This is a genomic window from Bradyrhizobium sp. HKCCYLS1011 (assembly GCF_051167795.1).
Classification (GTDB): domain Bacteria; phylum Pseudomonadota; class Alphaproteobacteria; order Rhizobiales; family Xanthobacteraceae; genus Bradyrhizobium.
This window is the reverse complement of the sequence record NZ_JBNPTT010000001.1, coordinates 145,763-165,959: the sequence shown is the minus strand read 5'-3', so window position 1 is coordinate 165,959 and position 20,197 is coordinate 145,763. Positions and strand designations below refer to the sequence as shown.

Genomic DNA, 20,197 nt, shown 5'->3' with positions numbered 1-20,197 from the left:
GCTTAGTCCCGCTTGCCCTGCACCCAGTGCTCGAGCATCTGCAGCGCCATGGCGCGGTCGTCGTCGGAGGCCTGCGCGAAGGCGCGGTTGTAGCTCTCCTTGATCCAGGCCTCGTCGGCGCCTGCGCTCTCCCGTGCAAGCGTCAGGAACATCAGTCCACGCGCGGGCTGGCGCGGCAGCCGGTCGCCGTTGAACAGCATCTGGCCGAGCAGCGCCTGGGCCTGGTGCTGGCCTTTCTGGGCCGCCAAACCGAGCCAGCGCGCGCCATAGCGGAAATCGTCGCGCGAGGCATCGGACGTCTTCAGATACAGCCGCGCCAGATCATATTGCGCGTCGGCATTGCCGAAATAGGAGGCGGCATAGGAGAACATCTCCCGGGCCCGGTCCGGATCCGGCTTGACCTTCGAGTTCGGGATGCCGCTCAGGTAATAGCGGCCGAGCGCGACGAAGGCGTTCGCCACGATCTGCGCCTGCGGCGCCGACGGTGAGTCCTCGGCATGGGCGTTGGCGATCCGGCTGAAATAGTCGAATGCACGCACGTCGTCCTGCGCCACGCCGTCGCCGGCCGCGTACATGCGCCCGAGCTTCCACTGCGCCACAGGATGCCCTTCGTCGGCGGCGTATTGGAGCGCCGAGAGCGAGGTCGGCGGGGTGGTCGCGGTGGTGCCGGTCGGCGGCACCGCCTTCCGCAACGACGCCGCACCCGCGCCCGACGGCGCGGTCGCGACCGGGATCGTCGGCTCCTGATTGACCGGCGCGCCGTCGAAGGCAAACGACGGCTGCGCCAGCGCCAGCGGGGCGACGCCCAGCATCAATGCGAAAATGATCCGGTCAGATGTCCGCATAGCAATATGTCTCTTGCGCACCACCTGGGTGAGTCACGGCCCCCGCAACTGCCGGCCCAACCTGCTGGGCATATTTCCAAAGCGCACCCGACGTGTGATTCGTCGCGCGGGGCACCCACTTGGTCTTGCGTTCTGCAAGTTCCGCGTCGGTCAATTTTACGTTAAGGCTACCGGCGACCGCGTCGATCTCGATGAGGTCGCCATCCTCGATCAACGCGATCGGTCCGCCCACCGCCGCCTCCGGCCCGACATGGCCGATGCAGAAGCCGCGGGTGGCGCCCGAGAAGCGGCCGTCGGTGATCAGCGCGATCTTGCCGCCCATGCCCTGCCCGGTCAGCGCCGCAGTGGTCTGCAGCATCTCCCGCATGCCCGGACCGCCGCGCGGCCCCTCATAGCGGATGACGATGACCTCGCCTTCCTTGTAGGTCCGCTTCTGGACCGCCTCGAAGGCGTCCTCTTCCCGGTCGAAGCAGCGGGCCGGCCCAGTGAATTTCAATTTAGACATGCCCGCGACTTTCACGATCGCGCCCTCCGGCGCGAGATTGCCTTTCAGACCGACTACACCTCCGGTCGCAGTGATCGGCTGATCAGCCGGCCTCACCACATCCTGATGCGCATTCCATTTCACGCCTTTGAGGTTTTCGGCGATCGTCCGGCCGGTGACTGTGAGGCAGTCCCCATGCAAATAGCCATGATCGAGCAACGTCTTCATCAACAGCGGAATGCCACCAACTTCGAATAGGTCTTTGGCGACATAGCGGCCGCCCGGCTTCAAATCCGCGATATATGGTGTCTTTTTGAAGACTTCGGCCACATCAAATAGATCGAATTTGATACCAACTTCATGGGCGATCGCCGGCAGATGCAACGCAGCATTAGTTGAGCCGCCGGAGGCCGCCACCACGGCCGCCGCGTTCTCCAGGGATTTGCGCGTGACGATATCGCGCGGCCTGATGTTGGCGGCGATCAGCTCAACTACTTTCTCGCCGGCCGTCATGCAGAAGGAATCGCGGATCTCATAGGGCGCGGGGGCACCGGCGGAGTAAGGCAGCGCGAGGCCGATCGCCTCGGAGACGGTCGCCATCGTGTTGGCGGTGAACTGGGCGCCGCAGGCGCCGGCCGACGGACAGGCAACCCGCTCGAGCTCATCCAGATCGGCGTCCGACATTGCACCCACCGAGTGCTTGCCGACCGCCTCGAACATGTCCTGGACCGTGACCTGCTGGCCGCGGAAATTGCCGGGCAGGATCGAGCCGCCATAGATGAAGATCGAGGGTACGTTGAGCCGGACCATCGCCATCATCATGCCCGGCAGCGACTTGTCGCAGCCAGCCAGGCCGACCAGCGCGTCATAGGCATGGCCACGGATGGTCAGCTCAACGGAATCGGCGATGCACTCCCGCGAGGGCAGCGAGGAGCGCATGCCGTCATGGCCCATCGCGATACCGTCGGTGACAGTGATGGTGCAGAATTCGCGCGGCGTGCCGCCGGCGTGGGCGACGCCCTTCTTCACCGCCTGCGCCTGCCGCATCAGGGCGATGTTGCAGGGGGCCGCCTCATTCCAGCAGGAGGCGACGCCAACGAAGGGTTGATGGATCTGCGCCGTCGTCAGGCCCATCGCGTAGAGGTAGGAGCGATGAGGCGCGCGCTCGGGCCCTTCCGTCACGTGACGGCTAGGCAGCCTGCGCTTGATGTCGGTTTTGGCGTCCATCGCGAAAATCTGGGTTTCCGCCGACACCAATGCGAGACAAGAAAACCCGTTTCTTCGAAATGGATTTCCCTACTCCCTCACGCGCCGGCTTCACTTACTGGAAGCAATATTTCACGAAGGGGTGTGGCCAAAAAGCGGCGCAGTCGTGAACCGCCCGAGATTGTTACTCGATGTTGGCAATCTGTTGCGACCTCGCAACATTCGTGGCTGGCATGCAACCCTTCCAGGCAACGTAATACCGTACACAGCCCTGGAACCCGGCCGTGCACAGCCTCAGGACCGGCGGCCAAGTGGCGTCTGAGCCACGATTGCGGATACCCAGTCCAGAAACACACGCAGGCGCAGCGTCATCTGCCGATTCTGCGGATAGAGGGCTGAGAGCGGCGTGGGCGACGGCGGGTGGTCGGCGAGAATCTCGACCAGCGCACCCGCCGCGAGATCCTGCGCAAAACGATAGCGCGGCGCCTGCACCAGGCCGAGACCCAGCCGTGCGAGGTCGGCCATCGTGTCGGAATTGTTGACGGTCACCCGGCTGGGCAGCGTCACCCGCCGGACAGTCCCCTCGGCACAAAACTCGAGCGGCAGCACATCGCCTGTCCGGGACGAGACAAAGCCGACCATCAGGTGGCCATCGAGCTCGTCCGGCGTCGCCGGGACGCCATGCCTGGCCAGATAGGCCGGGCTCGCGACGGTGATCTCCTCGATCATCCCAAGCCGTCGCAGGATCATGCCGCTGTCATCGGGCTCGCCGGCGCGGATGACGCAATCGATGCCCTCGCGCAGCAGATCGACCAGGCGATCGCCCTGGCCGATCCTTAAGTCGAGCAGGGGGTAACGGGCCAGGAAGTCCGGGAGATGCGGCAGCAGGAAGGTGCGCGTGAGCTGCGAATGCGCATCGATCCGCAACAGCCCGCGCGGCTGGGCGTCGCGCAGCGCGACTTCTGCCTCCTCCAGTTCGGCCAGGATGGCCACGCAGCGGCGGTAGTACTCCTCGCCGTCCAGGGTCGGCGTGACATGCCGCGTGGTGCGCTCGAGCAGCCGCGCACCGAGACGAGCCTCGAGCTGCTGCAACGCCTCGCTCGCCGTCGATCGGGGCACGCCCAGATCGGCCGCCGCCGCCGTAAAGCTTCTGCGCTCCACCAGGCGGACGAACAGGCGCATCGCATCGAACCGATCCATGAGGGGATTGTTCGCCTGATCCGACAAGTCATGTCAAGTCGAGCCGGATTATCTGGCCCGATCGGACGAGTTATCGATCCCGCGCTGAAAGTAACTCACACGGAGCAGGACATGCCATTTGCCAACATCAAGGTCCCACAGGCCGCGCTCTCCAAGGCCCAGAAGGAAGAGATCGTGCACCGCGTGACCGCCATGTTCGTCGATTACTTCACCGAGGCCGCGCGGCCCCATGCGATGGTGCTGATCGAGGAGGTGCCGGACGGCGGCTACGGCCGCGCCGACGAGGTGTTCGTGATCCCGGAAGCCTATCGCGCGCGGGACTAAGGCGGCGCGGACTCCTGACTATTCGGCAGACACCGCGGCGGCCTTGATCATCGGCCACCATTTGGCGATCTCGGCGCGCTGCTGCACGCCCAGCGCCTCCGGCGTGAGCTGATCCTGGGGCGGCATCTGCAGCCCCAGGTTCTTGAGCTGGTTCTGCACCTGTGGATCATTCAGTGCGGCGACGGCGGCCGCGTTGAGCTTGGTGACGACCTCATGCGGGGTCCGCTTCGGCACCCATAGGCCCGACCACAGGGTCATGTGGAAGCCCGGCAGCCCCGCCTCATCGGTGGTCGGAATCTCTGGCGCACTCTCGACCCGCTTGTCGTCGGTGACGGCATAGGCGCGGATGGTGCCGGCGCGGACCTGGTTGATCGAGTTCGAGGTCTGGTCGACGATCAGGTCGATCTGGCCGGCGACGAGATCATTCATGGCCGGCCCCGTGCCGCGATAGGGCACGAATTGCAGCTTGATGCCGGTGGCCTGTTCGAAATAGAGCCCGGCGATATGGCTGCCGGAGCCGTTGCCGGCGGTGCCAGCCGACGCCGGCTCCGGACGCGATTTGAGCCAGGCCAGGAATTCGCTCAGCGACTTCACCGGCACTCCGGTCTTGCTGACGATGACCATCGGATTGCTCGGCAGCAGCACCACCGGTTCGAGATCGGCGACCAGGTCATAGCCGAGCTTGTAGACCGCGCCATTGGCGACATGGGTGCCGAGATGGCCGAAGCTGACCGTGTAGCCGTCCGGTGCTGAGCGCACTGCCCGCCCGACGCCGATCGAGCCGCCGGCTCCGGTCACGTTCTCGATCAAGATGGCCTGCCCGAGCGTCTGCTTCATGTGCTCGCCCAGAATCCGCATCATCGCGTCCGACGGACCACCGGCCGCGAACGGCACGATGACCGTGATCGGGTGCGAGGGGTAGTCGTCGGCGCGGGCCAGGCTCGCACCGAACAGCAGCACGCACAGAAACGCCAACACAACCCGCCGCATCGCGCCCTCCACATCGCCACATGATCTCTTCCGGATCACACCCCAGGCCGCGGGACAGACCGTTGTCAGAACTGCGTGTAGTCGATCGGCTGGTGACGATCGAGCGTTCGGCTGACCGGCGGCAGCGGATATTTAAGGCCTGTCGCGCAATTGAACAGCATCACGCGATCATTTTTCGTCACGCGTCCGTCGGCAAGGCTCTGCTTGTACGCGGCATAGGTTGCAGCGCCTTCGGGGCACAGAAGCAGCCCCTCTTCGCGCGCGACTTCGCTCAGCGCAGAAGAAATTTTCTCATCATCAACCGCGATCGCGAAACCTTTGCTCTCGCGGACCGCACGCAGGATCAGAAAATCTCCGATCGCCTGCGGCACGCGGATGCCGGACGCGATGGTGTGTGCATCCTCCCAGCGCGGCGCGTGCTCGACGCCCGCTTCATAAGCGCGCACCATCGGCGCGCAGCCCGCGGCCTGCACTGCGACCATGCGCGGACGTTTTGATCCGATGAACCCGATTTTCTCCAGCTCGTCGAATGCCTTCCACATGCCGATCAGGCCGGTGCCGCCGCCGGTCGGATAGAAGATCACGTCGGGCACGTCCCAGCCGAGCTGCTCGGCGAGTTCCAGTCCCATCGTCTTCTTGCCCTCGATCCGATACGGCTCCTTCAAGGTCGAGGTGTCGAACCAGCCGACCTTGGCCTTGCCCTCGCCGACGATCTTGCCGCAATCGTCGATCAAGCCGTTGACGCGATAGACGGTGGCGCCCTGCAGCTCGATCTCGCTGACATTCACCTCCGGGGTGTCGGCCGGGCAGAAGATCGTGGTCTTGATGCCGCAACTGGTCGCGTAGGCCGCGAGCGCAGCACCCGCATTGCCGTTGGTCGGCATCGCCATGTGCTTGATGCCGAGCGCCTTGCCCATCGACACTGCCATCACCAGCCCGCGCGCCTTGAACGAGCCGGTCGGCAGCCGGCCTTCGTCCTTCACGATGATCTCGCCGCCACCGAGCTTGTTGGCGAGCTTCGGCAAACTGATCAGCGGCGTCATGACCTCGCCGAGGCTGACGATATCCTGGCATTTGCGCACCGGGAGCAGCTCGCGATAGCGCCACATGTCGGCGGGGCGTTGGCTGAGCGCATCCTTGGTAAGCGCCTGCTTGACCCCGGCCAGATCGTAGCGAACCAGAAGCGGCTTGCCGGCCTTGGAGAGATTGTGCACCTGATCGGCAGGATAGTGATCGCCTTCCATCGCGCATTCGAGATGGGTGACGAAGGTCGGGCGCTCGATGGTGAGATTGTCGCTGGCTTTCACGGCGGAACTTTCCTTTTGCACCCGTCATTGCCGGGCTCGACCCGGCAATCCATCCTCTTGGCAAGATTTCCCGGAAGCGTGACGGATACGCGGGTCAAGCCCGCGCATGACGGCTGGGACCCAGACTAGATATTCAGCACGCGCCCGTAGGCGTCGAGCACGGCTTCCTTCATCATCTCCGACAACGTCGGATGCGGGAACACCGTGTGCATCAGCTCTTCTTCGGTGGTCTCCAGGTTCATCGCGACGACATAACCCTGGATCAGTTCGGTGACCTCGGCGCCGATCATATGGGCACCCAGAAGCTGGCCGGTCTTCTTGTCGAAGATCACTTTGACCAGGCCCTGGTCCTCGCCGAGCGCGATCGCCTTGCCGTTGCCGACGAAGGGGAAGCGGCCAACCCTGATCTCGCGCCCCTGCTCTTTCGCCTTCGCCTCGGTCAGGCCGACGGAGGCGACCTGCGGGTTGCAATAGGTGCAGCCCGGGATCATGAGCTTGTCCATGGGGTGCGGATGCAGGCCCTTGATGGCCTCGACGCAGATCACGCCCTCATGCTCGGCCTTATGCGCGAGCATCGGGGGACCGGCGACGTCGCCGATCGCGTAGATGCCGGGCACATTGGTCTTGCCGAGGCCGTCGATCACGATGCAGCCACGATCGGTCTTCACGCCCAGCTTCTCGAGCCCGAGATTCTCGATATTGCCGACCACGCCGACCGCGGAGATCACGCGCTCGAACTCCACCGTCTGCTGCTTGCCCGGGGCTTCCTCGATGGTCGCGACCACGCTGTCGGCCTTCTTCTCCAGCTTCTTCACGCCGGCGCCGGTGATGATCTTGATGCCCTGCTTCTCAAAGCGCTTGCGGGCAAGGCCTGCGATCTCCGCATCCTCGACGGGGAGGATCTGGGGCAGCACCTCGACCACGGTGACGTCGGAGCCCATGGTGTGGAAGAAGGAGGCGAACTCGATGCCGATCGCGCCCGAGCCGATCACGAGCAGCGACTTCGGCATCTTCTCCGGCACCATCGCCTCGAAATAGGTCCAGATCAGCTTCTTGTCCGGCTCGAGCCCCGGCAGCACGCGCGGCCGCGCGCCGGTGGCGATGATGATGTGCTTGGCCTGATAGCTGCCTTCGCCCAGCGCGCCCTTCGGCGCCTCGGCCTCGGACTTCTTGACGCTGATCTTGCCGGGCGCGTCGATCGTGGCCTGGCCCCAGATGACGGAGACCTTGTTCTTCTTCATCAGGAAGCCGACGCCATCGTTCAGCCGCTTCGAGACGCCGCGCGAACGCTGAACGACTGCTTTCGGATCATATTTGATGTTGTCGGCGGACAGGCCGTAATCCTTGGCGTGCTGCATGTAGTGGTAGATCTCGGCCGAACGCAAAAGCGCCTTGGTCGGGATGCAGCCCCAGTTCAGGCAGATGCCGCCGAGATAGGATTTTTCGACGATCGCGGTCTTGAGGCCGAGCTGAGCGGCGCGGATCGCGGCCACATAGCCGCCCGGCCCCGAGCCGATGATGATGACGTCGAAGGATGTGTCGGCCATAACGGTTCCCATTCAACTCGAATTCGTAGGGTGGGCAAAGCGAGGCGTGCCCACCGCCATCTAACAACTATAAAATAAGGTGGGCACGGCGCCTTGCGCCTTTGCCCACCCTACTCATTCGCGTTCTCAGCTCAAACCATCATCATCACGGGGTTTTCGATCAGCTGCTTGAAGGCACCGATCAGCTCGGCGCCGAGCGCGCCGTCGATCGCACGGTGATCGCAGGACAGGGTCACGCTCATGATGCTGGCGATCTCGATCTTGCCGTTGCGCACCACGGGCCGCTCCTCGCTGGTGCCGACGGCCAGGATCGTCGCATGCGGCGGGTTGATCACGGCGGTGAAGTGATTGATGCCGTACATGCCGAGGTTCGAGACGGCGGTGGTGCCGCCCTGATATTCCTCCGGCTTCAGCTTGCGCGAGCGCGCACGCGCGGCAAAATCCTTCATCTCGCCTGAGATCACCGACAGCGTCTTGGTCTCGGCCTTGCGGATGATCGGCGTGATCAGGCCCCCCGGCATGGCCACGGCGACGCCGACGTCGGAATGCTTGTGCTTGACCATGCCGCCCTCGGTCCAGCTGACATTGCAGTCCGGGATCTTCTGCAGCGCCACCGCCATCGCCTTGATGACGAAGTCGTTGACCGAGAGCTTGTAGAGCGGCTTCTTCTCCTTGTCCTTCGGTGCGGCCGCATTGATCTCCTCGCGCGCGGCGAGCAGCTTGCCGATGTCGCAGTCGATCGTGAGATAGAAGTGCGGAACGTTCTGCACCGAGGCCGTGAGCCGCTGCGCAATGGTGCGGCGCATGCCGTCATGGGGCACGATGTCATATGAACCCGGCTCGAACAGCGCCAGGATCTGCTTGTCCGACATCGACGGCGCGAGCGCAGGTCCCGCCGCGGGAGCCGCCGCCGGCGCCTTCAGGCCCTTGCCCGACTTCGCCTCTTCGACGTCGCGCGCGATCACGCGGCCATGCGGGCCGGTGCCGGAGATGCGCGCGAGGTCAATGCCGGCGTCCTTGGCAAGACGGCGCGCCAGCGGCGAAGAGAACACCCGGTCGTGACCGTTCATCTGCGGCGCGGGTGCCGCGGCTTGCGGCGCAGGCGCTGCAGCCGGCTTCGATGCAGCGGCGGGCGCCGGAGAAGCGGTTGGGGCCGCCGCGGCAGCGGGCTTCGGCGCGGGCGCCTCGGCCGGCGGCGCGCTCTTGGTCGGCGCCGCGCTGCCCGCCGCCTTCACGTCCTCGCCATCACCGGCAAGCACTGCGATGACGTCATTGACGGCGACGTCCTGCGTTCCCTCCGGCACCAGGATCTTGGCGAGCGTACCCTCGTCGATCGCCTCGACCTCCATGGTGGCCTTGTCGGTCTCGATCTCGGCGATGACGTCGCCGCTCTTGACCTTGTCGCCTTCCTTCTTGAGCCATTTGGCGAGGTTGCCCTTCTCCATCGTCGGCGACAAAGCGGGCATCAGAATATTGATCGGCATGATCAGTGACCTTGTTTCGACCTGGGGGTGGTGGTGCCCATATCGGTCGGCCGAGCCAGCTCGGCTTCGAACATTTCGACGATGCGCGACAGCGCTTCGTCTTCGGACATCTCGGTCTCGCGCGCATAGGCGCGCGCGGCGTGGCGGGCCACGTCGACCAGCAAAAGGCCCCAGACGTCAGGCTCCTCGAACGCGCGCTGGAACGCGATCGAAAGCCCGCCGTCGAGCACGAAGGCGCGCAACACTTCGGTGGCGTCCTCGCGGCCGATGACGTCGGGCGGCAACGGCTGCTCCTTGGGTCCGGCCATGTTGGCTTCCTCGCTGCTACCTGTAGCAGACGGCTTTTGCGGCCTGCACGACCTCGGCAGCCGAAGGCAGCGCGAGCTTCTCCAGATTGGCCGCATAAGGCATCGGCACGTCCTTGCCGGACACGCGCGCAACCGGCGCATCGAGATAGTCGAAGGCGTGCTCCATGATGCGCGCCGCGATCTCGGCACCGACGCCGCTCTGCTGCCAGCCTTCCTCCACCGTCACCGCGCGGCCGGTCTTCTTCACCGACGCGACGATGGTCTCGGTGTCCATCGGACGCAGAGTGCGCAGATCGATCACCTCGGCCTCGATGCCCTCCTTGGCGAGCTCGTCGGCAGCCTTCAGCGCATAGGTCATGCCGTTCGACCAGGAGATGATGGTGACGTCCTTGCCCGAGCGCGCGATCCGCGCCTTGCCGATCGGGATCACGTAGTCGTCGAGCTTCGGTACCTCGCCGGAATGGCCGTAGAGCACCTCGTTCTCGAGGAAGATCACCGGATTGGGATCGCGGATCGCAGCCTTCAAGAGCCCTTTGGCGTCGGCGGCCGAGAACGGCGCGATCACTTTCAGCCCCGGGACGTTCGAGTACCAGGACGAATAGTCCTGGCTGTGCTGGGCGGCGACGCGCGCAGCCGCGCCGTTCGGGCCGCGGAAGACGATCGAGCAGCCCATCTGACCGCCGGACATATAGAGCGTCTTGGCGGCGGAGTTGATGACCTGGTCCATCGCCTGCATGGCGAAGTTGAAGGTCATGAACTCGACGATCGGCTTCAGACCCGCCATCGCCGCGCCGACGCCGGCACCGGCGAAGCCGTGCTCCGTGATCGGCGTATCCATCACGCGCCGCGCACCGAACTCCTGCAACAGGCCCTGGGTCACCTTGTAGGCGCCCTGATATTCTGCGACCTCCTCACCCATGATGAAGACATCGGGGTCGCGGCGCATCTCTTCAGCCATTGCGTCGCGCAGCGCCTCGCGGATGGTCATGGTCACCATCTCCGTGCCGGGAGGCACCTCAGGATCGGGCTCGGCGACACTCTGCGGAGCGGCGACACCGGTCGGAGCCGGTGAAGCGGGCATGGCAGCCGCCGCGGCCGGCGGTGCCGACTGCGCGGCCTTCATCTCAGGCGCCGGTGCCTTGGCGAGATCGGCCGCGCTCTCGCCATCGGCGAGGATGGTCGCAATCGGCGTGTTCACCGCGACATCGGCGGTGCCTTCGGGGATCAGGATCTTGCCGAGCGTGCCCTCGTCGGTCGCCTCGACCTCCATGGTGGCCTTGTCGGTCTCGATCTCGGCGATCACGTCACCCGACTTGATCGGCTCGCCCTCTTTCTTGAGCCATTTGGCGAGGTTGCCCTTCTCCATCGTCGGCGAAAGCGCGGGCATCAAAACTTGGATTGGCATATCAGCTCCGGAAAAACAGCTTGCGCGCTAAAGCTCAGCGATAGACGTCAGTGTAGAGCTCCGAGACATCGGGCTCCGGATCGGCCTGCGCGAAATCGGCGGCCTCGTTGACGATCTTGCGCACATCGGCATCGATCGCCTTCAGGTCCTGCTCGCTGACCTTGGCCGCGAGCAGGCGGTTGCGCACCTGCTCGATCGGATCCTGATCAGTGCGGATCTTCTCGACCTCCTCACGGGTGCGGTACTTGGCCGGATCCGACATCGAGTGACCACGATAGCGGTAGGTCTGCATTTCAAGAATGTACGGGCCCTTGCCCTCGCGACACCAGGCCACCGCCTTTTCGCCGGCCGCCTTGACCGCGCGGACATCCATGCCGTCGACCTGCTCGCCGGGAATGTTGAAGGAGATGCCGCGCTTGGAGAAGTCGGTCTGCGCCGATGCGCGGGTCACCGCGGTGCCCATGGCATAGCGGTTGTTCTCGATCACATAGACCACCGGCAGTTTCCAGAGCTCGGCCATGTTGAAGCTCTCATAGACCTGGCCCTGGTTGGCGGCACCGTCGCCGAAATAGGCGATGGCCACCGAGTCATTGCCGCGGTAGCGATTGGCGAGTGCGAGGCCGGTGCCCAGCGACACCTGTGCGCCGACGATGCCATGGCCGCCATAGAACTGCTTCTCGATGCTGAACATGTGCATCGAGCCGCCCTTGCCCTTGGAGTAGCCGCCGCGGCGTCCGGTGAGCTCGGCCATGACGCCCTTGGCGTCCATGCCGGTCGCCAGCATGTGACCATGATCGCGATAGCCGGTGATGACCTGGTCGCCCTGCTTGAGCGCCATCTGCATGCCGACGACGACCGCCTCCTGGCCGATATAGAGATGGCAGAAGCCGCCGATGGCGCCCATGCCGTAGAGCTGGCCCGCCTTCTCCTCGAAGCGGCGGATCAGCAGCATGTCCCGCAGCGCCGTCAGTTCCTGCTCTCTGGTGAATTCCGGCGGGGGCCCGCTTCCCTTGTCCGCGTTGACGTCTTTTGCTGCGCTTTTCTTAGGTGCGGCGGGTGCGGCCATAGCGATTCCGGCTTCAAAGGGAGGAAGAGTGAACCGGCCCTCTCTATCCCAACTCAAACCGGGGTGGAAGGATTGCCGTTACGCGGCAAAAACTTTGCTATGCCGCAGTGCAGCGCAGAAGAAAGTTTTGAAAAGACTCTTGGCCGCCAGCGATATTGAATTGCTCAAGATAGCGGCAGATCGCAGCCGGTCCCGCTGTCGGCGGCGAACGCCAATAAAAAAGCGGCGGTATCACGCTCATCGCGCAATACCGCCGGGTCCAGTCAGGGAGAAAAACGCGCCTTTAGAAGAAGCCCAGCTTCTTCGGGCTGTAGCTGACCAGCAGGTTCTTGGTCTGCTGGTAGTGGTCGAGCATCATCTTATGGGTCTCGCGCCCGATGCCGGACTGCTTGTAGCCGCCGAAGGCCGCGTGCGCCGGATAGGCGTGATAGCAGTTGGTCCAGACCCGGCCCGCCTGGATCGCCCGGCCGAAGCGGTAGCAGCGATTGGCATCGCGGCTCCATACGCCGGCACCCAGGCCGTAGAGGGTGTCGTTGGCGATCGCCAGCGCCTCATCGTCGGTCTTGAAGGTTGTGACCGACACCACCGGCCCAAAGATCTCCTCCTGGAAGATGCGCATCCGGTTGTTGCCCTGGAACACGGTGGGCTGGACATAGAAGCCGCCTGAGAGATCGCCGCCGAGCTCCGCGCGCTTGCCGCCGGCGAGCAGCTTCGCCCCTTCCTGTTTGCCGATGTCGATATAAGAGAGGATCTTTTCGAGCTGCTCGTTCGAGGCCTGCGCACCGATCATGGTCGCGGGATTGCGCGGATCATCCTGTTTGATGGCGGCGACGCGGCCCAGCGCACGCTCCATGAACCTGTCGAAGATGTCTTCGTGCACCAGCGCCCGGCTCGGACAGGTGCAGACCTCGCCCTGGTTGAGCGCGAACATCACGAAGCCTTCGATCGCCTTGTCGAAGAAATCGTCGTCCTCGGCCGCAACGTCCTTGAAGAAGATGTTGGGCGACTTGCCGCCGAGCTCGAGCGTCACCGGAATGAGGTTCTGGCTGGCATATTGCATGATCAGCCGGCCCGTCGTGGTTTCGCCGGTGAAGGCGATCTTGGCAATGCGCGGGCTCGACGCCAAAGGCTTGCCGGCTTCCAGGCCAAAGCCGTTGACGATGTTGAGGACGCCGGGCGGCAGCAGATCGGCAATCAGGTCGATCCAGACCATGATCGAGGCCGGCGTCTGCTCGGCCGGCTTGAGCACCACGCAGTTGCCGGCGGCGAGCGCCGGCGCAAGCTTCCAGCACGCCATCAGCAGCGGAAAATTCCAGGGAATGATCTGGCCGACCACGCCGAGGGGTTCATGGAAGTGATAGGCGACGGTGTCCTGATCGATCTCGGCGAGCGTCCCCTCCTGGCCGCGCACGACGCCTGCGAAGTAGCGGAAGTGATCGATCGCCAGCGGCACGTCGGCGGCACGGGTTTCACGGATCGGCTTGCCGTTATCCCAGGTCTCGGCGACCGCGAGACGCTCGAGATTGGCCTCCATGCGATCGGCGATGCGGTTGAGGACGATGGCGCGCTCGACCACGCTGGTACGCCCCCAGGCATCCTTGGCGGCATGCGCCGCATCGAGCGCGGCTTCGACGTCATGGGCATCCGAGCGCGCGATCTTGCAGACAACCTGGCCGGTCACCGGCGAGACGTTGTCGAAATATTTGCCCGAATGCGGCGCGACCCATTTGCCGCCGATGAAATTGTCATAGCGTTCGGCAAACGGCACGGTGGTCGGAGTCAGGAATTCCGGCTTGTTCATGGCGTGTCTACTCCCATTGTTTGTTGCATCGTTCGTTGCTGCGCGCGGCCCGGCAAAGCTGTCTTCGATGAGGAATTGCAGGGGCTGTTCGCGTCGCTAACGACGTGACGAACGATGTCGCGGGAGGGCTCGTCTGTCAGCCCGGGCACGGCGGCCGACAGACGGGAACTGTCTCAGATTTGCGACAGTTTTGCTTTGCTCAACGATGAGGAGACGGTTGTGCGCGGGTCCGGCGACATCCCAGTCGTCCCGCGGCTGCGCTCGACGGACCGCGAAAGATGTGCCGCAGTTCAGTGCGTGTTGAGGCCGAACCGCTTCAGCTTGCGGTGGAGCGTGGCGCGGCTGACGCCGAGCGCCTTGGCGGCCGCCGAGACATTGCCCTGCGCCCGCAGCAAAGCGCGCTGCAGCACGCCGCGCTCGACATCGCCGAGCTGCTCCAGCCCAGCGCCCGGCCCACACAGCAGATCGGCCGCCGGCATTGGCTGAAAGGCCCGATCGGACGCAAGCCCCAAGGCCACGCGCGCCGCGCGCGTGGCGCCGATCACGAGGTCGTCGGCATCGACCGCAAGCAGCCCTCCGCCCTGGCCATCGGGCGCAGGGACCAGGACAATCCGCGCTTTCGAGAAAGCGGCCTTGAACATCTCGGCCTCGATGCGGCGCGCCGCCTCGCTGACGGCGAGCGTGATCAGGTCGGCGAAGCCTTCGGTGCGGTCGGCACGGCAGGAGGAGATGTCGAGCACGCCGGCGAGCTTCGCATCCTGATCGTAGATCGGCGAGGCCGTGCAGCTCAGCAGCGTGTTGCGGGTGAAGAAATGCTGGTCGCGATCGATCGTCAGCGGCCGCTTCTCGACCAGGCAGGTGCCGATGCCGTTGGTGCCTTCGTATTCCTCGCTCCAGATCGCGCCGGTCCAGAGGCCCCAGGATGCAAAGGTGGCGTCGTCGGCTGCAGCGCCACGGCGATCGACCGGAACGCCATGCTCCGCAGCCAGCAGGACGCAACAGCCCGTTGCCCCCACCGCCTGATACAGCCGGTCCATGACAGGCCGGGCGGCCTGCAGCAGCGGCGCAGCCGCCTCACGCGCCCGCGCAAGTTCGGCATCCGTCAGCCTGAGCGGCGGTCGGTTCCCGGCGGGATCGAGCTGATGGAATCGGGACGAGCGGCACCATGACGCGACCACAGCTGACTTCGCGGCGTGACCGGACGCGATCGCGGCCTCGACCTGCGCGGCGTGCTGCACGAGCTCACGCTTATTCATCGCGTTTGGCGCTCCTCCCAGAGCCATTGGTATGGCAGCCCTGTCCAGCTCCGCTTGATCTGCGTCAAATTCGGAAACGATAGGCCGGCCGAACGCGGCCCCTATCGAGGTGCGGCATCAGGCAGGACGCGCAGACTACCTCGGATTGTTCATCCGGACCAGATCGTGCGGATTGGCATAATCGAGCTGGTAGCGTGCCCGCTCATCGAGCATGTCCGGATCGACGCGGTCGGACCGCAGCAGCGCCACCCGCTTCTCGCCCTCCGCGCGCTCCTGCTTCAGCCGCGCCAGCTCCGAGGTCAGCGCGATGATCTCCTGGTCGAGTTCCTGGCGCGCGGTCAGGCCATAGCGCCCGGTATAGGCGTTAATGCCGAAATAGCCGATGATGGCCGCCGCCATCGTGTAGAGGGCGAGCCCGGTCAGGAAGGATTTGAGGCGTGCGCGGGAGACCATGGGCCGCAGGATGCGGCGGCTTGGTTAAGGAGCACTTAAGGATGGCACCTGTTGCGAGCGGCTGGGACATCGCCCGGCCTTGCTCTGTCATTCCGGGACGGTCCGAAGGACCGGACCCGGAATCTCGAGATTCTCAGGTGCGCAATTGCGCACCATAGCTCGATGCTTCGCATCGCCCCGGAATGACGGCTACGCGCCTTACCTGTTCTGCTTTTCCACGAAGGCGGCAAACGCATCCAGATACTGCAGCAGCACCGCCTTCAGCGAGTCCTTGGTCAGTTCGCTCTTGTCATCGAAGGCGTCGCCGACGCCGTTCAGATAGATCTCCGGCTGGCCCATGATCGGACCGGAGATGCCGGGCATGATGTTCTGCAAATGCTTGGCGGCCGACACGCCGCCGAGCGGTCCCGGCGAGTTCGAGACGATGCCGATCGGCTTGCCCAGGAACGAGCTCTTGCCATAGGGCCGCGAGGCGACGTCGATCGCGTTCTTCAGGACGCCCGGGATCGAGCGGTTGTATTCGGGCGTGACGATGAGCACGCCGCTCGATTTTTGCAGCTTCTCGCGCAGCGCCAACCAGTCCGCCGGCGGATTGGCCTCGAGATCCTGATTGAAGAAGGACAGACCGTGCAGCGTGGTGACGTCGAGCCTGAGGCTCGCCGGCGCCAGCTTGGCCATGGCGTTGGCGATCTTCAGCGTGAAGCTTTCCTTGCGCAGGCTGCCGACCAACGTGACGATGGAATGCGGAGAGGCCATGAGTGGGTCCTTCTGAACAAAGCGGGGTGGCCGCAATTAATCGGCATCGGTTGAAAGATGCAAGTGCATGAACATGCCGCCCCGGAAACGCAGCGTTTCCGGAAACGAACCGTTGCGCCTTCCCGAGGTAAGCGGTCGTTGCAGGCCGCGTTCCTAAGCCGGCGCCGTCTCGGCGATACAGCGGGCAATTTCGGCCACCGCCTTGTGAGTCAGCCAGATCGACTGCGGCTCGACGGGCTGCGCCCATGAGGACACCTTCGCGATCACCAGTCTGTTGACCGCGTCGACGAACAGGTTCTGGCCGTGAATGCCCATCGCGAACAGCAACTGCGGCGCATCATTGATGACGTACCAGCCGCTCCGATAATGCATGTTCTTGCTGATCGCGGCGAAGCTGTCGCGCCATTGGCCTTCGCGCCAGGCCTCGGCATCGCCATTGTGCCCGATGTCGGCGATCCAGCCTTCCGGGATGATCTGGTTGGAGTCGCGCCGGCCGTTCGACAGCACGAGCTGACCAAGACGGGCAAAGTCGCGCAAGGTCGCGCAGAAGCCGCCGGTGCAGCGTGGGGCGCCCTTGGCGTCAACGGTGATGTAGGTCTCCCCGCTCGCGCCCATCGGCTTCCATAACAGCGTGCCGACCAGGCTGGCGAAGCTGCGCCCCGTGGCGCGCTCGATCACCCAGCCGAGCAGGTCGGTGTTGGCCGACACGTACGCGAACGGTCCGCCATGCGGTTTCGCCTGCGCCCGCATCGTCTCATAGAAGCTGTGCAGATCGGCCAATATGCCCGGAGCGAGCGGCTCCCAGCCGCTCGCATCGGCATAGGCCTGCAAGCCCACGGCGTCGAGCACGACGCCGGTGCGCATGTCCAGGAGCTGCCGGATCGTCGCGCCGCGATAGGCGGTCGCGGCGATTTCAGGCACGTAGGTCGTTACCTCAGCGTCGAGATCAAGCTCGCCCCGCCCCGCCAGAATGCCTACCATCAGGCCGGTGATCGACTTGGTCGCGGACATCAGGATGTGCGGCGTCTCGCGATCGAGCCCGCCATCGTAGAACTCGAAGGCGATCCGGCCGTCATGCAGGACGATCAGCCCGTCCGTGGCGGTGGCCTTGAGGAAGCCCTGCAGATCCAGCTTCGATCCGTTCGGCAGTTTCAGGGCAAAATCGTCGAAGCCGATTGGCCGCGCGGGCAGCGGCCACGCGCTGCCGGGCGCGCTTTCGATGTCGGCCACGGGAAGGATCGCGCGGATGTTGTGGAATGCCCGGCGGCTATAGGGCGCCGTGCGCCAGTTGGACAGGTTGGCGCTGGCGGGCGAAGGATCAGGCGACATGCAAAGGTCCGGTCAATTTCCGATCGGCGTTAGATAGACCTCGGCACGCCCGGAAAAAAGATGCGATTGCCGCTTAAAAGCAATGAGGCCGCCCCTATCGGGACGGCCTCGCGTCAGCAACTGTTCGTCGGTTTCAGATCACCGGATTCCACGGCGCGGGAATCAGGCGGTAGCTGTTGCCGTCCTTCTCGACATGGCCGATCGAGGGGAATTGGAAATGGAATCCGATCACGGTGGCCTTCTCGGCGACAGCCATGTCGTAGAATTTGTGCCGCGTCGCCTGTGCCATGTCAGGATCGTTGTCGAATGCGACATGCCAGTCCGGGTTGCGCAGGAAGAATTCCGGAATGTTGGTGACGTCGGACTGGATCAGGACGCGCGCATTGCCGGAAGCCACGGCAAAGGAGGTGTGACCCGGCGTATGGCCCGGTGTTGCGATCGCGGTAATGCCGGGCGCGACCTCCTTGTCCCAATCGAATTTGGTCACCTTCGATTCAAGGCCGGAGAAGGTCTTCTTCACATTGGCGAAGTAGTTCTTCGTCATGTCGGACTGCGCCCTGGCGGCGTTCTCGTCGCTGGCCCAGAATTCCCAGTCCTTGGCCGGCACCATGATCTCGGCATTCGGGAAGGCCAGCGAGCCGTCGCCAAGCTTGATGCCGTTGGTGTGGTCGGGATGCAGGTGCGACAGCACGACGATATCGATGCTCTTGGGATCGACGCCGGCGGCGGTGAGGTTTTGCAGCGTGCGGCCGACCGCGCCCTTGCTGGCCTCGAGATTGGCGACCCCGTTGCCGGTGTCGATCAGGACCAGCTTCGAGCCGGTGTTGATCAGCTGCGGATTGAACGGCACCGTCACCATGCCTTTCGGCATGTAGGCCGCATCGGCCGCCGCGAGCGCCTCGTCCTTCGAAAGATTGGTGACGAACTTGTCGGGCATCGGGAATGTGCGCGCGCCGTCATTGATCGACGTGCACTCGTAGTCTCCAACCTTGTAGCGGTAGAAGCCCGGCGCCTGCGTGCCTGCGGCCGACACCGCGCCACGCGCAGCCCTCGGCGCGAGCGGCGACAACGCGCCCGCGGCTCCTGCAAGTGCAGCAGCAGTCAGAACTTGACGACGATTGAGATCAGTCATGGCGAATTCTCCCCTCAGCGCTTTTTTGCGGCGCACGCGCATCCTTGGCGCGGGCACGTTGCCTCCATTTGCGCCGCGGATTGTCTCCGGTCGACGCAGGAACGCAAGTCCGGCGAAGCCTGCCGAGGGGAGGTTACGTCACTTATCTTTGTTTGGGTTGATGAGGAATTTTTCGCCAGTTGCCCGTTTGGCGTAGGTCGCGATGTTCGCGGGGTCGAGCGCCTCGGCGAGCGACACCACCTTGGTGTAGTGGCTGGCGAAGGTCGTCTTCAACTCGTCGACCACCCGCTGGCGCAGCCGCTGGATGTCAGCCTGTCCGATCTTCATCAGGAACGGAAACAGCAGCCAGCCGCCGACGCCCCAGGCCATGCCGAACGAGCGCGTGATCTCCGTCGGGCGCGTATCGAGCGCGCCGTAGATATAGACCTGCTTGTGCACGCTCGAGCCGTAGCGGCTGTAGGGCTGCTTGCCGGACTTGTTGACCGCGGCTTCCATGCAGGCAAGGATCTGTCCAGCGAGCTTGCCGCCGCCGATCGCATCAAAGGCAATCGTGGCGCCAGTGTCGACCAGCGCGTTGGTCAGCGTGTCCATGAAATCAAGCGCCGTGGAATCGACGATGTATTTGGCGCCGATCTTGCGCAGGATCTCCGCCTGCTCCGCGCTGCGCACGATGTTGACCAGCGGAATGCCGTCCTTGATGCAGATCTTGTTCAGCATCTGACCGAGATTGGAGGCGGCTGCCGTATGCACCAGCGCGCTGTGCCCTTCCCGCTTCATGGTCTCGGTCATGCCGAGCGCCGTCAGTGGATTGACGAAGCAGGATGCTCCTTCCGCGGCCGTCGCGCCTGCTGGTAGGGGTAAGCATTCCGCGACCTTCAGGCAGCGATATTGCGCATACATCGCGCCGCCGATCATGGCGACCGTCTTGCCCATCAGCGCCTTGGCGGCATCCGACAAACCGGTCCTGATAACAACGCCGGCGCCCTCATTGCCGACCGGCATGGATTGATCGAGCCGGCCGGCCATCGCCCGCATGCCGGCGTCCGGCACCTTGGCCGTGATCACCGGATGATCCTTGGCTCCGGAGGCCTGCATGGTCGACAGATCAGCAGCCCCGGTCAGAAGGCCGAGGTCTGACGGGTTGACCGGCGTCGCCTCGACCCGGACCACGACCTCGTCGGGACCGGGCTCGGGAGTCGGCACATCGACGAGCGAGATCTCGAGTTCGCCGCTCGACTTGATCAGCGAGCGCAGCTGCAGACCATGGCTCACGTCACTCATGCCGTCCTCCCCTGTTCGATGCG

At 64.5% G+C, this 20,197-nt stretch carries 18 protein-coding genes; 1 reads left to right on the top strand and 17 read right to left on the bottom strand.

Annotated elements, in window-relative coordinates:
* Window positions 1-2: 2 nt before the first annotated feature.
* The 3 genes from ACQR1W_RS00760 to ACQR1W_RS00750 form a co-directional block, all read right to left on the bottom strand.
* Entirely contained in the window at window positions 3-845 is an 843-nt protein-coding gene (locus tag ACQR1W_RS00760; protein ID WP_035983961.1) for a tetratricopeptide repeat protein, read from the bottom strand.
* A complete protein-coding gene (gene ilvD / locus ACQR1W_RS00755; protein WP_434849042.1) occupies window positions 832-2,556 on the bottom strand; it encodes a dihydroxy-acid dehydratase in 1,725 nt (574 codons plus the stop codon). The genes ACQR1W_RS00760 and ilvD overlap by 14 nt, the downstream gene beginning before the upstream one ends.
* A 273-nt stretch (window positions 2,557-2,829) precedes the next feature.
* Entirely contained in the window at window positions 2,830-3,735 is a 906-nt protein-coding gene (locus tag ACQR1W_RS00750) for a LysR family transcriptional regulator (RefSeq protein WP_434849041.1), read from the bottom strand.
* Between the two features lie 111 nt (window positions 3,736-3,846).
* On the opposite strand from ACQR1W_RS00750, the gene ACQR1W_RS00745 reads away from it, so the two are divergent.
* The gene (locus tag ACQR1W_RS00745) at window positions 3,847-4,059 is read left to right on the top strand and encodes a tautomerase family protein (RefSeq protein WP_008974196.1); all 213 of its coding nucleotides are present in this window, start codon (window positions 3,847-3,849) and stop codon (window positions 4,057-4,059) included.
* Window positions 4,060-4,077: 18 nt separating this feature from the next.
* On the opposite strand, the gene ACQR1W_RS00740 is transcribed toward ACQR1W_RS00745, so the two are convergent.
* From ACQR1W_RS00740 to ACQR1W_RS00675, 14 genes are all read right to left on the bottom strand, one after another.
* Entirely contained in the window at window positions 4,078-5,049 is a 972-nt protein-coding gene (locus ACQR1W_RS00740) for a tripartite tricarboxylate transporter substrate binding protein BugD (RefSeq protein ID WP_434849040.1), read from the bottom strand.
* A gap of 65 nt (window positions 5,050-5,114) precedes the next feature.
* Window positions 5,115-6,356, bottom strand: a complete 1,242-nt coding sequence (locus ACQR1W_RS00735) for a threonine synthase (protein ID WP_434849039.1) — start codon at window positions 6,354-6,356, stop codon at window positions 5,115-5,117.
* Between the two features lie 125 nt (window positions 6,357-6,481).
* Window positions 6,482-7,903, bottom strand: coding sequence for a dihydrolipoyl dehydrogenase (gene lpdA / locus ACQR1W_RS00730; protein ID WP_434849038.1), 1,422 nt, complete (start codon window positions 7,901-7,903; stop codon window positions 6,482-6,484).
* A gap of 131 nt (window positions 7,904-8,034) precedes the next feature.
* The gene (locus ACQR1W_RS00725) at window positions 8,035-9,387 is read right to left on the bottom strand and encodes a pyruvate dehydrogenase complex dihydrolipoamide acetyltransferase (protein WP_434849037.1); all 1,353 of its coding nucleotides are present in this window, start codon (window positions 9,385-9,387) and stop codon (window positions 8,035-8,037) included.
* Between the two features lie 2 nt (window positions 9,388-9,389).
* Complete coding sequence (locus ACQR1W_RS00720) at window positions 9,390-9,695, bottom strand: DUF5076 domain-containing protein (protein WP_008968862.1); 306 nt, start codon at window positions 9,693-9,695, stop codon at window positions 9,390-9,392.
* Window positions 9,696-9,711: 16 nt separating this feature from the next.
* The gene (locus ACQR1W_RS00715) at window positions 9,712-11,100 is read right to left on the bottom strand and encodes a pyruvate dehydrogenase complex E1 component subunit beta (protein WP_035981369.1); all 1,389 of its coding nucleotides are present in this window, start codon (window positions 11,098-11,100) and stop codon (window positions 9,712-9,714) included.
* 34 nt (window positions 11,101-11,134) lie between these two features.
* Window positions 11,135-12,166, bottom strand: a complete 1,032-nt coding sequence (pdhA, locus tag ACQR1W_RS00710) for a pyruvate dehydrogenase (acetyl-transferring) E1 component subunit alpha (protein ID WP_434849036.1) — start codon at window positions 12,164-12,166, stop codon at window positions 11,135-11,137.
* A gap of 283 nt (window positions 12,167-12,449) precedes the next feature.
* Window positions 12,450-13,967 carry an aldehyde dehydrogenase gene (gene adh, locus ACQR1W_RS00705; protein WP_434849035.1) on the bottom strand — a complete coding sequence of 506 codons (1,518 nt, stop codon included), beginning with the start codon at window positions 13,965-13,967 and terminating at the stop codon, window positions 12,450-12,452.
* 290 nt (window positions 13,968-14,257) lie between these two features.
* Window positions 14,258-15,223, bottom strand: a complete 966-nt coding sequence (locus ACQR1W_RS00700) for a GAF domain-containing protein (protein ID WP_434849034.1) — start codon at window positions 15,221-15,223, stop codon at window positions 14,258-14,260.
* A 135-nt stretch (window positions 15,224-15,358) separates the two neighbouring features.
* A complete protein-coding gene (locus tag ACQR1W_RS00695) occupies window positions 15,359-15,676 on the bottom strand; it encodes an FtsB family cell division protein (RefSeq protein WP_008968867.1) in 318 nt (105 codons plus the stop codon).
* A 198-nt stretch (window positions 15,677-15,874) separates the two neighbouring features.
* Entirely contained in the window at window positions 15,875-16,432 is a 558-nt protein-coding gene (locus ACQR1W_RS00690) for an NADPH-dependent FMN reductase (protein WP_434849033.1), read from the bottom strand.
* Between the two features lie 153 nt (window positions 16,433-16,585).
* Window positions 16,586-17,761 (bottom strand): serine hydrolase domain-containing protein, encoded by a 1,176-nt coding sequence (locus ACQR1W_RS00685; protein WP_434849032.1) that lies wholly within the window; start codon window positions 17,759-17,761, stop codon window positions 16,586-16,588.
* A 133-nt stretch (window positions 17,762-17,894) separates the two neighbouring features.
* A complete protein-coding gene (locus tag ACQR1W_RS00680; RefSeq protein WP_434849031.1) occupies window positions 17,895-18,893 on the bottom strand; it encodes an MBL fold metallo-hydrolase in 999 nt (332 codons plus the stop codon).
* Between the two features lie 138 nt (window positions 18,894-19,031).
* The gene (locus ACQR1W_RS00675) at window positions 19,032-20,174 is read right to left on the bottom strand and encodes a zinc-binding dehydrogenase (protein WP_434849030.1); all 1,143 of its coding nucleotides are present in this window, start codon (window positions 20,172-20,174) and stop codon (window positions 19,032-19,034) included.
* Window positions 20,175-20,197: the final 23 nt, after the last annotated feature.

Bases quoted from the DNA above. Each gene is read 5' to 3' on its own strand.
- ACQR1W_RS00690 (WP_434849033.1), bottom strand. From the start codon at position 16,432: ATGGCCTCTCCGCATTCCATCGTCACGTTGGTCGGCAGCCTGCGCAAG.
- ilvD (WP_434849042.1), bottom strand. From the start codon at position 2,556: ATGGACGCCAAAACCGACATCAAGCGCAGGCTGCCTAGCCGTCACGTG.
- lpdA (WP_434849038.1), bottom strand. From the start codon at position 7,903: ATGGCCGACACATCCTTCGACGTCATCATCATCGGCTCGGGGCCGGGC.
- ACQR1W_RS00675 (WP_434849030.1), bottom strand. From the start codon at position 20,174: ATGAGTGACGTGAGCCATGGTCTGCAGCTGCGCTCGCTGATCAAGTCG.
- ACQR1W_RS00720 (WP_008968862.1), bottom strand. From the start codon at position 9,695: ATGGCCGGACCCAAGGAGCAGCCGTTGCCGCCCGACGTCATCGGCCGC.
- ACQR1W_RS00715 (WP_035981369.1), bottom strand. From the start codon at position 11,100: ATGCCAATCCAAGTTTTGATGCCCGCGCTTTCGCCGACGATGGAGAAG.
- ACQR1W_RS00680 (WP_434849031.1), bottom strand. From the start codon at position 18,893: ATGACTGATCTCAATCGTCGTCAAGTTCTGACTGCTGCTGCACTTGCA.
- ACQR1W_RS00750 (WP_434849041.1), bottom strand. From the start codon at position 3,735: ATGGATCGGTTCGATGCGATGCGCCTGTTCGTCCGCCTGGTGGAGCGC.
- ACQR1W_RS00740 (WP_434849040.1), bottom strand. From the start codon at position 5,049: ATGCGGCGGGTTGTGTTGGCGTTTCTGTGCGTGCTGCTGTTCGGTGCG.
- ACQR1W_RS00695 (WP_008968867.1), bottom strand. From the start codon at position 15,676: ATGGTCTCCCGCGCACGCCTCAAATCCTTCCTGACCGGGCTCGCCCTC.
- ACQR1W_RS00760 (WP_035983961.1), bottom strand. From the start codon at position 845: ATGCGGACATCTGACCGGATCATTTTCGCATTGATGCTGGGCGTCGCC.
- ACQR1W_RS00685 (WP_434849032.1), bottom strand. From the start codon at position 17,761: ATGTCGCCTGATCCTTCGCCCGCCAGCGCCAACCTGTCCAACTGGCGC.
- adh (WP_434849035.1), bottom strand. From the start codon at position 13,967: ATGAACAAGCCGGAATTCCTGACTCCGACCACCGTGCCGTTTGCCGAA.
- pdhA (WP_434849036.1), bottom strand. From the start codon at position 12,166: ATGGCCGCACCCGCCGCACCTAAGAAAAGCGCAGCAAAAGACGTCAAC.
- ACQR1W_RS00745 (WP_008974196.1), top strand. From the start codon at position 3,847: ATGCCATTTGCCAACATCAAGGTCCCACAGGCCGCGCTCTCCAAGGCC.
- ACQR1W_RS00700 (WP_434849034.1), bottom strand. From the start codon at position 15,223: ATGAATAAGCGTGAGCTCGTGCAGCACGCCGCGCAGGTCGAGGCCGCG.
- ACQR1W_RS00725 (WP_434849037.1), bottom strand. From the start codon at position 9,387: ATGCCGATCAATATTCTGATGCCCGCTTTGTCGCCGACGATGGAGAAG.